The following is a 13,203-nucleotide window of genomic DNA, read 5'->3' on the forward strand; positions in this document are numbered from 1 at the left end:
TTATTTAGTCGTTAGTTAGTTACCACAATTCCTGCTTCTTCCAATGATTTGTTGATTATTTGGCAAGCAAATTCCCTGTCTTTCCATTCTAAAAAGATTAAAATATCTGTTTTGATAGTAGTCATTTCAATTATATTAATATTATTTTCAGCTAAGGGGCGTGTAATTTTTTCAATAATACCCGGCGTTTCGATAAAATCTCTACTTCTGGCAATAATTAAGGCGATATCATTTTTTAAAGTGACTGATTTCAATTTCTCATCTTCAATGACAACAGGATGAATGAGATCATAAGATTGCTGGGAATAATACTCCATAACATAAATTCCAATATGTTTTGTACCGATAGAGACACCATACAAACTAATTTGATTCTCGGAAATAGGGGAAATTATTTTTTTTAATAACCCTGGTGTATTAAAAATTTCCGTTCCCAGGATAGTTAACATAGTTAATTTTTCTTTAAAAAGCGTTAATTTACTTTTAAAAGCCCCCGTTATCTCGGTGCCTTTTGCTGCCAAGTTGCCATTCTGAAAATGAATTATCTTTGCTTTCATCTTATCGGTTTTATATTTTAAAGCCTGTGGATGTAAAACTTTTGCTCCACCTTCAGCAAGGACTCCCATCTCTTCCACGCTTATTTTCTTGATAGTCACAGGTTCTTTTATTATCCGGGGATCAGCGCTTAATACTCCTACCGCATCAGTAACAATAATTACCTCATCAGCTTCTAAAAAATTTCCCAGAGCAAAAGCAGTGATATCACTACCTCCCCTGCCAAGAGTGGTTATGCTTCCATCTTCACAACTTCTACCTAAAAAACCACATATTATAGGAATAAGTTTTTTTTCTAACAATGGTTTAATGATGCTTTGACATTTTTCTTGGCTTTCCCGCGAAAGTATTTTGGCCTGGTTAAAGTTTGAATCTGTTATAATAGGAAAATTTTGATCAGCAGGATCAAAATATTTCGAGGAAAATCCCATAGATTTAATAGTAGCTGCAAGAACTCGGGCACTTATTCGCTCGCCCATAGAAACAAAGTCGGCATAATCTTTATCTTCAATACGGTCTTTAACCGAATCTTTAAGTAAGGAAGTTAAAGTATCGGTGGTATTCCCCATGGCTGAAACAACCGCTACTATTTCATATCCCTTTTTCGCTTGTTGAATTATTGATTGAGCAGCTTTTTTAATTCTTTCAGGGTCCTGAACACTGGTTCCGCCAAATTTTACTATTATTCTCATAAATTTCACCTTTATATTATTTTTTAATTAAACCATTCTGGATTAACATCATTTTTTACAAGATCAGCATAAGTTTCTCTTTTTACGATTAAATCATCTTTTCCTTGATTCACCAGGACAACTGCTGGTCGAGGCAGTCGGTTATAATTGCTCGACATAGAATAATGGTATGCTCCGGTGGTAAGCACAGCTAAAAGATCTCCGGGGGAAGCTAAGGGAAGTTTTAAATCTTTAATTAAGATATCTCCTGATTCACAACATTTTCCCGCTATAGTAACCATTTCTGTGGGAAGGCTGCTCTCTATTTTATTTACTAAAATACCTTCATATTTTGCTTCATAAAGGATAGGTCGAGGATTATCAGCCATTCCGCCATCCACAATAAGGTATTTTCTAATCCCGGGGATCTCTTTTATATTACCGATAGAATAGAGTGTAATGCCCGCTTCAGCTACAATAGACCTGCCCGGTTCTATTAAAATTTTGGGCATCACCAGATTGTTTTCTCTTATCCCATTCTCTACATTATCAATGATTAAGTTAACAAAATTTTCTACAGAAGGAGGTTGATCAGACTCTAAGTACTTTACTCCTAATCCCCCGCCTAAATTTAAATTCAGAGTATCCACTCCCTCCCAATCTTTTATTTTTTTTATCAACTTTACCATTTCATTAATAGCAAGAGCATATGGAGATAGATCAAATATTTGTGAGCCTAGATGAAAATGTAAGCCATGATAATTAATGTGTTCTTTAGATAAAACTTTTTTCATAAAGTTCGGCACCTGATCAATATTGATTCCAAATTTTGAATCTACCTGTCCGGTTTGAATATATTTATGAGTATGGGTATCTATTCCCGGAGTTACCCGGACGATTATTTTCGCTTTTGTATTTAAACTTTTTGCAATCCGGTCAATCAGGTTTAGCTCATATTCGCTCTCTACCATCATAGTGCCAATTTTTTCTTCAAGAGCAAATTCTATTTCTGATTTGGATTTATTATTCCCGTGAAAAAATATTTTATCCGAAGGGAATCCTGCTGATAGGGCGGTATATAGTTCCCCACCAGAAGAAACATCCAAGTTTAAACCTTCTTCCTTTAAAATGTTACACATTGCTTTTACCAGGAAGGCTTTACCGGCATAAATTATTTCAAAATCGATATTTCTTTTAGAAAAAGCCGAAGTATATTGATGGCATTTTTTTCTAATTATATTTTCCGAAAAGATATAACAAGGGGTTCCATATTTTTGGGATAGTTTTATAAGTTCACACCGGTCAAATTCTAACTTGCCGGATTTATTTAGAGAAAAACCCTCTCTTTTTATTGGAGATATTTTTTTGATTTGATTATTCATTTGTTCCTCCCTAAAAAGTTGTTGGTCGTTATTATTTAGGCTTAGATTACAACGTTAAGTTACGAATTAATTCGATTTACCGCTTATATTTATTTTACAATATGTCATTTCTATAGCAGGGTAATCCGAATTCACAAATAAAAAAGGCAATTGATGAACGCTATACTCATCAATTGCCTGAAATTAATCCAACAATTAAATCATTCCCCTTTTTCTCATCAGATGAGATAGCGCTCCATCAGAAACCAGGGCATAGATTCTGATGACAGTCTTATGGCTTTTAACCATAAACCCAACATAAAGATTAGAGCTATTATCTTTATGTTTCGGCGAGAATACCTTTCCTGGCGAGTCCAAGATGCTCATCTCATCACCAGTACTGATTAATACCCGCACCTCTACCTCACTTAGTAAAGAAGTGAGGTAATAAATATTAAATTTCTAATAAAATAACATACATATCTGAAAAAGTCAAAAAAAATATTAAATTTTTAAATATTTTTATTTAAAAATCGGAATAAACTACACAGTAATTTAATAATATTTGGATTTTTGTAAAAGCGGCTTTTCGGCAATTTCTTCTTTACTTTAAACGGATAATCAATTATTATGTTTCTATATTTTGTAAGACATTGAATAATAAAAACAAAGGTGGTTTATAATTATTAAAAGTAAATTGTTTGGTTTGGAAAAAAGTGGAGAAGATAAACCTAATGTAGGAATTTTAATGATGATTATTGCCGCAATTTGTTTTACTTTAATGTCGGTAATAGTAAAATATATAGGTCATCTTCCTGTAATGGAGATAACTTTTTTCCGCAATATACCCATTATATTATTCGTTCCTTTCATATTAAAGAATAAAAAAATCCCTTGTTGGGGAAACAATAAACCTCTTTTGTTATTACGCAGTTCGTTTTCTAGTTTTTCTGCAATAGCTTATTTTTATACGGTTACCGTGATGGTTTTAACAGATGCAATCACCATCAAGCAATTAAGTCCTATTTTAATAATATTGCTATCTGCTATATTTTTAAGGGAAAAAGTAGACTTAAAAAAAATTATGATTTTTGTTATAACTTTTTTTGGAGCTTTATTTGTGGTTAAACCTGGATTTCACTTGAATATCTATCCAGCAGTTATCGCTTTATTGGGAGCAATCTCCACCGCTGGGTCACATATAGCTACACGTAGTCTACGATTGACCGACCATCCCTTGGTTATCGTTAACTATTTTGGATATAGTGGTGGGTTAGTGTCTTTAGTCATATTACTTTGGCAAGGTAATTTTGTTATGCCTGATGCGGTAAGTATATTGGCTCTATTTTTACTGGGAATAGTGGGTTTGGGTGGACAATTTACTATGACCGAAGCATATCATCATGCACCAGCAAATTTAGTATCTTTGTATCTCTATTTACAAATTGCCTTTGGTGCTTTAATCGGGTTATTATTTTTCAAGGAAATCCCTGATATATTCAGCATCTTTGGTTCATTTTTAATTATTATTAGTGGATATTTAAACTATAGACTAAATATTTGAATAATATTTTTGAGATTAAGGGGAATTAAATGGAAGTTGCTGTTCCCAAACTAAATATCATTTTTTACCTTTAGGTTTATATACTGCCTCTACCACCACAAGATTAGCGAGAATTAAAGACTAATTTACATGGTATATATTATTATAATAGCTTATAACTGGGAAAATTTTAAAATAAATTAAAATTTATGCAGGGATTTTATATTTTTTGTAGTATGTAATATAATATAAAAAGAAATCTTATAATGAAAAAAAAGTCAAAAGCAAAAAAGAGGAACGAAAATGATTAGGGTAAAAATTTCCGGGGTAGCAATTGACCCGGTAACCAAAGGTTTTGTAGTAATTTTGAAAGACGAAACCGAAAAAAAGTGGCTTCCTATATGGGTTGGGCATTATGAAGCGAAGATGATTTCCTTGGCTTTGGAGAAAGTAAAACCAGTACGGCCTTTACCCCATGATTTAATAAAAAATATTATAGATTCCCTTGGTGTAACGGTAACAAGAGTGGTTATCTGTAATATTAAGGATAATACTTATTTCGCATCAGTTAGATTAAAAATACATCAAACGGAAAAAGAAATTGATGCGAGGCCAAGTGACGCTATTGCTTTAGCTCTGAGAGTAGATGCTCCTATATATGTAACTAAAGAGGTATTGGATAAGGCTTCTACAGAGAAGATTAATTTGGAGAACGAAAAAGAAATAAAACTTGCTAAGTTACAACAAAGAATGGAGAAAGCAATAGAGATAGAAAATTATGAGGAAGCTGCTAAATTACGGGATCAAATCAGGAGTTTAGAAAAAAAATAATCTTTTTTCCCATTTTTCCCTCAAAAACTATTAATCCTCAAATAATGAAAACAAAAAGTATTAAATCAATTAAGAGTGGAAAAATATTCAATTACCATAAATTAAGAAAAAAATATATCAATTTCAAGGGAAAGGCGAAAAAATAGACGATGAGGAAGATTAAGATAGATTCGGAGATTTTTACTCAATTTCCTGATTTTAAAAGAGGAATTATAGTTGTTAACGATATTGAAAATGCGCTAGGTAATAAAAGAATAAAAAACCTTTAAATAAAGAGATTGAAACGAGGATGAAAGAAGAATTAATGAAGCATCCCTTTGTAAAGGCTTGAGATAAAAGGTAATTTATTTTGATGATAAAACATTGGCAGTAATGTGCAGAAGATGGAATTGGGAGGAAGCAAGAGATGAATTAGCAAAGCTACTCATTGAGCAATGCAAGGCAGAGTTAAATACAAATTTAATGAATAGAAATAATAGTGAGATTGAAATAGATTTATAAATTGTGTCAGGAGATAGATTACTGAGAAATAGAAAGAAGGGAGCAAAAACAAAATATGAAAAAAAATAAAAAGTATTTTCGTGATAGCTTAAGAGAGTTAAAACCTTATGATGCTCATGAAGTGCCTTATAAAATAAAATTAAACGCTAATGAAAATCCCTATGGTTTATCGGAAGAAGATATTGAGGAAATATTAAACAAAGCCAAAAATATAGAATACTCTCGTTACCCTAACGCAAATTCGGTGAAGTTAAGTGAAATTGTTTCTTCTTTTTGGGGTTTAACTAAAAATAATATAGTTATAGGAAATGGCTCCGATGAACTGATTGATTATTTAGTCAAGGCTTTTTCTGAAAAGGGGAGGAGAATAATTACTACCGCTCCCTCTTTTGCCATGTATAAAATTTATTCCATGATTAACGGATCTAATTTCGTACAAATTCCTTTAAATCAGAGCAATTTTAGTTTAAATGAAGATAAAATTTTAATAGAGGCGAAAAAAGAAGATTCGTCCATGATTTTTATAGCTTACCCCAATGCCCCTACCGGAAATTATTTTGCCGAGGATAAGATGATTAGAATAATTGAAGAATCAGGGTGCCTGGTGATAGTGGATGAGGCCTATTATGAGTTTGGAGAAAAGACTTTCATACCGCTTATTTCTCGATATGATAATTTAGCTATTCTCAGGACTTTTTCCAAGGCATACAGCATAGCCAGTTTGCGAGTAGGGTATTTACTTTCTAATCCTGAAATTATTAATGAAGTGAGAAAGGTCAAAAGCCCTTTTAATGTTAATACTTTCTCCCAGATTGCTGCCCAGGTAGTTTTTCAAAATAAAGAAATATTAAAAGATAACCTAAATAAGATTATTAAAGAACGCGAAAGATTAACAAACAGGATAAATAAAATCCCGCCTTTTAAGGCTTATCCTTCATGGACGAATTTTGTTTTGGTTGAAGTAGGCTCTAAAGAAAATTCAGACTTAGTTTATAATCATTTGCTAACACAAGGAATTTTAGTGCAGACAGTTTCTGACCCGATTTTTTCAGCCTCCAGATATTTTTTGCGTATTACTGTGGGTAAGAGAGAGGAGAATGATATTTTAATTAAAGGTTTAGAAAATGTGTCAAGGGTTCGTCCCTTAACACACTAAAGGAGAGATAAAGATGATTAAATTTGACAAGTTTACCATCAAAGCTCAGGAAGCAATTGGTGAAGCACAACAAATTGCTGCTAATTATAACCATCAAGAGATAAAAAGTGAACATCTTTTACTTGCTTTAATTAATCAGAAAGAGGGAGTTATTCCTTCGATATTGCATAAGTTAGAAGTTAGCTCCGCAGAACTTAAAGCAAAATTAGAGCGGAGATTGGAAACAATTCCTAAAGTTTATGGAGGTGGAGGAGGGCAACAATATATTGGAAATGAACTTAATGAAATATTAAGTGCGTCTCAACGGGAAGCTCAAAAAGTAAAAGATGAATACGTAAGCACAGAACATCTATTCATGGCTTTAGTCGAAGCGGAAGGAACCAGGGTCAGTGATTTATTAAAAGAAGAGGGGATTGACCAAGATAAAATTTATCAGGCTATGTTAAATATTCGAGGAAGCCAAAGGGTGACCGATCAAAATCCGGAAGAGAAATATCAAGCTTTACAACGTTATTCTCGAGATTTAACGGAGTTAGCCAGTAGAGGAAAACTTGATCCAGTTATTGGGAGAGATGAAGAAATAAGAAAAGTGATGCAAATTCTCTCCCGTCGTACGAAGAATAATCCTATGTTAATAGGCGAGCCTGGCGTAGGAAAAACTGCTATTGCTGAAGGACTATCTCAAAGAATTGTAAAAGGAGATATCCCAGAAGGTTTAAAGAATAAGAGAATAATAGTTCTGGATATAAGTTCCATGGTAGCAGGTGCAAAATATAGAGGAGAATTTGAAGACCGTCTAAAAGCAGTTTTAAAAGAAGTTCAGGAATCTGAAGGGGGAATCATTGTTTTTATCGATGAAATTCATACCCTGGTTGGAGCAGGAGCAGCAGAAGGGGCTATAGATGCATCCAACATGTTAAAGCCGGCTTTAGCAAGGGGAGAATTACACTGCATTGGTGCAACTACCTTAAAAGAATATAAAAAATATATTGAAAAAGATGCAGCTTTAGAGCGCCGTTTTCAACCTGTACTGATTAAAGAACCCTCTGTCGAAGATACTATCGCTATTTTAAGAGGTTTAAAAGAAAGATACGAAGTACATCATGGGGTAAAAATTAAAGATTCAGCTTTAATTGCAGCAGCTATCTTATCTGATCGATATATTGCAGATAGATTTTTACCCGATAAAGCGATCGATTTAGTTGATGAATCAGCTGCCAGTCTAAGAATAGAGATTGATAGCATGCCCATCGAAATAGATGAAGTGGAGAGAAAGATTATTCAATTAGAGGTTGAAAAACAAGCTCTAAAGAAAGAAAAAGATACCAGTTCCCAAGAACGATTAAAAAAGATAGAAAAAGAATTAAGCTCCCTTAAAGAAAAAAGGGATAGCCTGAAATTGCATTGGAATAACGAAAAAGAATATATTCAAAAAATTCATGAGATAAAAAGTAATATTGAAAAATCTAAATTAGAAGCCGAAAAAACAGAGAGAGAAGGGAATCTAAATCGCGTTGCCGAGCTAAGGTATGGTGTATTACCGCAGCTTGAAAAAAAATTGGAGGAAGAAAATAAAAAGTTAGTTTCTTTGCAAAAAGAAAGCAAGATGCTTAAAGAAGAAGTGGATGAAGAAGACATTGCAGAGGTTGTCTCCAAATGGACCGGTATCCCGGTTGGCCGACTGATGGAAGGTGAAGCGAATAAATTAGTCAGGATGGAAGAAGAGCTTACCAAAAGAGTGGTTGGACAAGAAGAAGCGATTAGATTAATTTCCAATGCTATCAGAAGATCTCGAGTGGGGATAGCCGACCCCAATAGACCGGTAGGGTCATTTATTTTTATGGGACCTACAGGGGTAGGGAAAACCGAACTTGCTCGGAGTTTGGCCGATTTTTTATTTAATGATGAAAACACCTTGGTACGTATCGATATGTCTGAATATATGGAGAGGCACAGTGTAGCCCGGTTAATCGGAGCCCCACCCGGCTATGTAGGATATGAAGAAGGTGGCCAACTTACTGAAATTGTCAGACGAAAACCTTATTCAGTTATTCTCTTTGATGAAATTGAGAAAGCCCATCCCGACGTTTTTAATGTTTTATTACAGATTTTAGATGACGGCCGCCTAACTGACGGACAGGGAAGGGTAGTTAATTTTAAAAATTCTATTTTGATAATGACTTCGAATATTGGAAGTCAGTGGATTTACGACATGAATAAGGAGAATAGAGAGTCTGTCCTGCAGAAAGTAAACGATTCTCTTCGTGAGCACTTTAAACCAGAATTTTTAAATAGAATAGACGAGATAATCATCTTTAACAATTTAGATAAAGAAGAGATTATTAAAATTGTGGATATTCAGTTGAATATTCTAAGGGAGAGATTGCAGAGTAAGAAGATTGGTTTGAATGTAACTAATCAAGTAAAGGAATTTTTAGCCACCAAAGGGTATGACCCTCACTATGGTGCTCGACCCTTAAAGAGAACCATTCAAAGATACCTTCAGGATCCTTTGGCTTCGCAGATGTTGGAGGGAGTTTTTAAAGATGGGGATCAATTAGAGGCTGATTTGGATAAAACAAATGAGAAAGTAGTTTTTAAGAAAATGTAAATTTGAGGAGTTAGCGGTTGTAATAATATATTTCTTAAACGAAAATATTTTTGTTTTTATTAAGTAAAAAAAGATAAGAAATTGATATACAATAAGTTGCCACGAAACCTAAATTTAACCCAAGCTTTGGGAGTAGATACCAACAAGAAATATAAAAAACCAGCAAAGCGCTTACACTAAGAGAAAATCCATAAATTACCGAAGGATATAAATTTTTTTGCTCTTCAAAATGCAAAACAACTATTAAAGCAAATAATGTAGATGGAAAAGAGCTCAAAATCCCCGCCCACCTGCTTCCAGTAATGGAAGCAATTTCCGTAAGTATCGAAATGATAATTCCTGCTATTAATCCCCTAATTAAAAGCTTCACAATAGAATTTTTATTATTTTTCTTCATTATTTTCTCTATTTTTATTTTTTTTAAAATAAAAATATTCATAAAAAATATGATGAAGAATATCATAGCAGCCGAAAGAAGATTGAAATTTAATTTATAAATCAAATAACCGGAGCTCAAAAAAGAAATAAATCCCATAAATGAGGAAGCAGTAATAGAAATTAAATTATTTTTTGGATGGAGGTATTTTCCGGTCATCAGATAAAAAAAACAGAATAATATGGAAGAGGATAGAGCTGAAATACCCCAGGGGATTCCGCTAACCAAAAAGGATATTCCCTCTTGATAAGAAATAAAATAAACCGATAAACCCGCTCCCAAGGGAAGTCCTGAAAATATTCCTCCTAAGACCGGGTTAACTCGGGTTGAAATTTCAGCTAATAGCACAACGATGATCGTTGAAATTAATATTTTTATTAAGATTAGATTCATTTAAATCTTGCCCTTCTAGTAATGATTTATAAACTAATATAGTTTGATAAATTAGTTCGTTTTTTAGGGAATGTAAAGTCCTGAAGCCACAGGAACATATAGACTGATTTGGGGTAAGAAAGTAAGGAAAATTAAGCCTAATATAGCTGCTACTACATATATCCATACTTCTTTAGCGACTTTGTCTAAAGTACTGTTTATTAAATTTGCTCCTACGTATAGGTTAACTGCGACTGGTGGAGTAATCTGTCCAATAGCTAGGGCAACCACAAAGATGATTCCGAAGAATAACAAATCGATATGGTAGTAATTCAGTATAGGAATAAAGATCGGCATAAAGACATAAATAATAGAAATTGCATCAAGAAACATTCCGGCAATAATGATAGCTAAATTTGCCAGAAGCAGCACGGCTATAGGAGTTTTGGCTATAGCAATAATACTCTTGGCCATGATATCTATTACTCCTAAAACAGCAGAGGCGATGGAGAATTGAGTAGCAAAAGTAACCACAAACATAACGACTGAAGAAGTAATAACCGTACCCACCAATGCTTCGTAAAGCCCTTTAAGTGTGAGGGTTTTGTAAACAAAAAATCCAACAAAAATGCTATAAAATACCGCAAAAACAGCGGCTTCCGTGGGAGTGGCGATGCCGGCATATATTCCTCCCAGGATTATAACTGGTGCAAGTAAGGCCCAAAAAGCGTCTTTGGTGGTTATTAAAATCTCTTTTATTGTTCCCCTTTCTTTTATTCCCCGAAAATTTCTTTTTTTAGAAATAAAATAAGCAGCTACCATTAAAAATAAGCCGATAATTATACCAGGGATAATTCCTCCTAAAAAAAGTGCTCCCACGGATACGCCAGTTACATTTCCATATATAATAAAAGCTATACTGGGTGGAATAATGATAGCCAGCCCACTAGCCGCAGCAATGGTGGCAGCTGAAAAATTTTTATCATACTTTTGGTAAATCATCACCGGAATAATGGTTAAGCCTACCGCAGCTGTAGTTGCCGGACCAGAGCCGGAAACAGCTCCCCAAAAAAGGCAGGTCAGAATCCCAGCAATAGCTAAACCTCCGGTTGCCCTTCCTACAAGAATTGTGGCCAGGTTAGAAATTTTTTCTGCAAGTTTTGCTTTTTGCATTAAAATGCCGGCGAGAACAAAGAAGGGGATAGCAATTAAGGGGAATTTAGCAATACCCGATGCAAAATTTCTGGAAATCATAGTAACCCCCAGGCCATATTTCCATATAGAAAATACTGCTGCAAATCCCACCGATGTTCCGATAGGAACACCTATCAAAAGAAGAAGAGCGAAAATTCCAAAAAGAGTAAATATTTGCATTATTCCGCCTCCTCTCCTTCAATTTTTTTTAATTCAATTTTTAATCCCCTATAAATATTTTTAAAAATAAAGACGGAAAATATAGGAATGCCGATAATATACATCCATTCGGGAATTCTTAAGGCTTCGCTTTCCATATGAAAAATGGTTAGGTCCATATAGATTTCTCTAAAGGCATAATAATTAACAATTAAAAAAAGAAGAGTACTTAAAGATGCTGAAATAAAAGCCGCAATTTTTTTAAGAGTCTTTGGTAATTTGTCATAGACAGTCACCACTCCCAGGTGAGCACCTTTTTCAAAGGCGATAGCAATACCTAAAACAGTAACCCATACAAAAAAATGAACCGTAACTTCTTCGGTGAAGGCAAAAGAAAGATGAAGAATTTTTCTGCTTAAGACGTTTATAAAGGCAATCGATGCCATGATAAAAAGTAAAATTGCTGAAATTAATTCCTCAATTTTTAATTTTTTTCCTCCCATTCATTCCTCCATTTTTTAAAAAGAGGGGGTATAAAACCCCCTCTTTTTAGTCTCTGGTGTATTATTTAGCCATATCTAACTTGGCAGCAGCAACAAAATCGGTTCCTACTTCAGTAATCCATTTATCCAGTACTGGTTTGGTTGCTTCTTTGAAGGCATTTAATTCTGCCTCGGTCAGTTCAACTACTTCCATTCCCATAGTTTTAACATAAGCAATTTGATCTAAAATTTCAGGAGTTTCTCCAAATTTATCTTTTAGAATGTTGATAGAAATATCTCTATCAAGTCCTCTTCTTACAAAAGCTTTTTCCCACATTCCTGCTTCTTCAGCGGCTTCTTTTATAATAGTTTGGATATCTTCCGGGAAAGAATCCCATACTCTTTTATTAACTACAAAGAGAAGGGGATCAGCCAGGTAATTCCAATTAGTAGCATATTTATGATACTCCCAGATTTTAACCGGGAGAAGAACTCCGTAAGGATTTTCCTGTCCATCCACTGCTCCCTGTTGGAATCCGGTAACTGCATCTGCCCAGTTCATATGAATGGGGTCCGCGCCTAATTGTTTGAATATATCATCATATATAGGAGTAGGACAAACTCTTAATCTTAATCCTTTCATATCTTCCGGTGTTCTTACGGCTCTTGTATTATTGGTTAATTGTCTAAATCCGTTTTCACCCCAGGCTAAAGCTTTTACTTGCATTTTCTCCATCTCGGAAAACAGCTTATTCCCGGTTTCGCCATATTCAATTTTGTCTAAATTTTCGAAAGTATTAATGAAAAAGGGTAGAGAGAAAAGGTTATGGGATTTTACTACCGAAGAAGAATTTATGGTAGATTCTACTGCGAAATCTATACTCCCTTCAGCAACTGCCTGAACCCAGTTCATCTGTTTACCGGCAAGAAGTTGACTTCCCCAATATGGTTTTACAATGATCTTTCCACCAGTTCTTTCATTGATCAAATCACACCACTTTTGCGCACCCATTCCCCAACCAAAGGCAGCATTTACATTTACGGTCATAGTGTATTCTGCTTTGGGTGTGAAATCTTTTGCACTACTGACAGAAAAAATAATCCCTATGAAAAGTAAGACGACTAAACTTAAAATTACAATTTTTTTCATTTTTTTCTCCTTAAATTTTTGATATGAATTTTCTAATTTTTTTATCTGGAATCTATAAGTCTATAAACTTTTTTCTTTCACCTCCTTCTATTTTAGCGCTGGATTTTCAATTAATCTGGCTAATTTATCTAAGAATTTTGCTGCATCTGCTCCATCTATTATTCGGTGGTCATAAGAAAGA

12 protein-coding genes are annotated in these 13,203 nt (G+C 34.1%); 4 read left to right on the forward strand and 8 right to left on the reverse strand.

The window, feature by feature from the left end:
• Positions 1-11 precede the first annotated feature (11 nt).
• The 3 genes from ENO17_06120 to ENO17_06130 all read right to left on the reverse strand — a co-directional run bounded on the left by ENO17_06120 (position 12) and on the right by ENO17_06130 (position 3,004).
• Positions 12-1,247, reverse strand: coding sequence for an aspartate kinase (locus ENO17_06120; GenBank protein HER24604.1), 1,236 nt, complete (start codon positions 1,245-1,247; stop codon positions 12-14).
• 23 nt (positions 1,248-1,270) lie between these two features.
• A complete protein-coding gene (gene lysA / locus ENO17_06125) occupies positions 1,271-2,608 on the reverse strand; it encodes a diaminopimelate decarboxylase (protein ID HER24605.1) in 1,338 nt (445 codons plus the stop codon).
• Positions 2,609-2,803: 195 nt separating this feature from the next.
• Positions 2,804-3,004: a hypothetical protein gene (locus ENO17_06130; GenBank protein ID HER24606.1), complete on the reverse strand. Its 201-nt coding sequence runs from the start codon at positions 3,002-3,004 to the stop codon at positions 2,804-2,806.
• A gap of 289 nt (positions 3,005-3,293) precedes the next feature.
• Here ENO17_06130 and ENO17_06135 point away from each other — a divergent pair, with 289 nt between their 5' ends.
• The 4 genes from ENO17_06135 (at position 3,294) to clpB (ending at position 9,229) form a co-directional block, all read left to right on the forward strand.
• Positions 3,294-4,151: a DMT family transporter gene (locus ENO17_06135; protein ID HER24607.1), complete on the forward strand. Its 858-nt coding sequence runs from the start codon at positions 3,294-3,296 to the stop codon at positions 4,149-4,151.
• 282 nt (positions 4,152-4,433) lie between these two features.
• Positions 4,434-4,961, forward strand: a complete 528-nt coding sequence (locus tag ENO17_06140) for a bifunctional nuclease family protein (GenBank protein HER24608.1) — start codon at positions 4,434-4,436, stop codon at positions 4,959-4,961.
• A gap of 556 nt (positions 4,962-5,517) precedes the next feature.
• Positions 5,518-6,618, forward strand: a complete 1,101-nt coding sequence (gene hisC / locus ENO17_06145; GenBank protein HER24609.1) for a histidinol-phosphate transaminase — start codon at positions 5,518-5,520, stop codon at positions 6,616-6,618.
• Positions 6,619-6,631: 13 nt separating this feature from the next.
• Complete coding sequence (clpB, locus tag ENO17_06150) at positions 6,632-9,229, forward strand: ATP-dependent chaperone ClpB (GenBank protein ID HER24610.1); 2,598 nt, start codon at positions 6,632-6,634, stop codon at positions 9,227-9,229.
• 34 nt (positions 9,230-9,263) lie between these two features.
• Here the strand turns inward: clpB and ENO17_06155 are convergent, their stop codons facing one another.
• From ENO17_06155 to ENO17_06175, 5 genes are all read right to left on the reverse strand, one after another.
• Entirely contained in the window at positions 9,264-10,058 is a 795-nt protein-coding gene (locus ENO17_06155) for a hypothetical protein (GenBank protein HER24611.1), read from the reverse strand.
• Positions 10,059-10,121: 63 nt separating this feature from the next.
• A complete protein-coding gene (locus ENO17_06160) occupies positions 10,122-11,411 on the reverse strand; it encodes a TRAP transporter large permease (GenBank protein ID HER24612.1) in 1,290 nt (429 codons plus the stop codon).
• Complete coding sequence (locus tag ENO17_06165) at positions 11,411-11,893, reverse strand: TRAP transporter small permease (protein HER24613.1); 483 nt, start codon at positions 11,891-11,893, stop codon at positions 11,411-11,413. The genes ENO17_06160 and ENO17_06165 overlap by 1 nt, the downstream gene beginning before the upstream one ends.
• A 61-nt stretch (positions 11,894-11,954) precedes the next feature.
• Positions 11,955-13,022 (reverse strand): DctP family TRAP transporter solute-binding subunit, encoded by a 1,068-nt coding sequence (locus ENO17_06170; GenBank protein HER24614.1) that lies wholly within the window; start codon positions 13,020-13,022, stop codon positions 11,955-11,957.
• An 87-nt stretch (positions 13,023-13,109) separates the two neighbouring features.
• Positions 13,110-13,203 (reverse strand): hypothetical protein (locus tag ENO17_06175; protein HER24615.1); only part of this gene is annotated, 94 nt, incomplete at its 5' end.

The sequence above is a fragment of the Candidatus Atribacteria bacterium genome (assembly GCA_011056645.1).
GTDB classification, from domain to species: Bacteria; Atribacterota; Phoenicimicrobiia; order Phoenicimicrobiales; family Phoenicimicrobiaceae; genus Sediminicultor; species Sediminicultor quartus.

Coding starts and splice junctions, on each gene's coding strand:
- hisC (HER24609.1), top strand. CDS start 5,518: ATGAAAAAAAATAAAAAGTATTTTCGTGATAGCTTAAGAGAGTTAAAA.
- ENO17_06160 (HER24612.1), bottom strand. CDS start 11,411: ATGCAAATATTTACTCTTTTTGGAATTTTCGCTCTTCTTCTTTTGATA.
- ENO17_06140 (HER24608.1), top strand. CDS start 4,434: ATGATTAGGGTAAAAATTTCCGGGGTAGCAATTGACCCGGTAACCAAA.
- ENO17_06165 (HER24613.1), bottom strand. CDS start 11,893: ATGGGAGGAAAAAAATTAAAAATTGAGGAATTAATTTCAGCAATTTTA.
- clpB (HER24610.1), top strand. CDS start 6,632: ATGATTAAATTTGACAAGTTTACCATCAAAGCTCAGGAAGCAATTGGT.
- ENO17_06155 (HER24611.1), bottom strand. CDS start 10,058: ATGAATCTAATCTTAATAAAAATATTAATTTCAACGATCATCGTTGTG.
- ENO17_06120 (HER24604.1), bottom strand. CDS start 1,247: ATGAGAATAATAGTAAAATTTGGCGGAACCAGTGTTCAGGACCCTGAA.
- ENO17_06170 (HER24614.1), bottom strand. CDS start 13,022: ATGAAAAAAATTGTAATTTTAAGTTTAGTCGTCTTACTTTTCATAGGG.
- lysA (HER24605.1), bottom strand. CDS start 2,608: ATGAATAATCAAATCAAAAAAATATCTCCAATAAAAAGAGAGGGTTTT.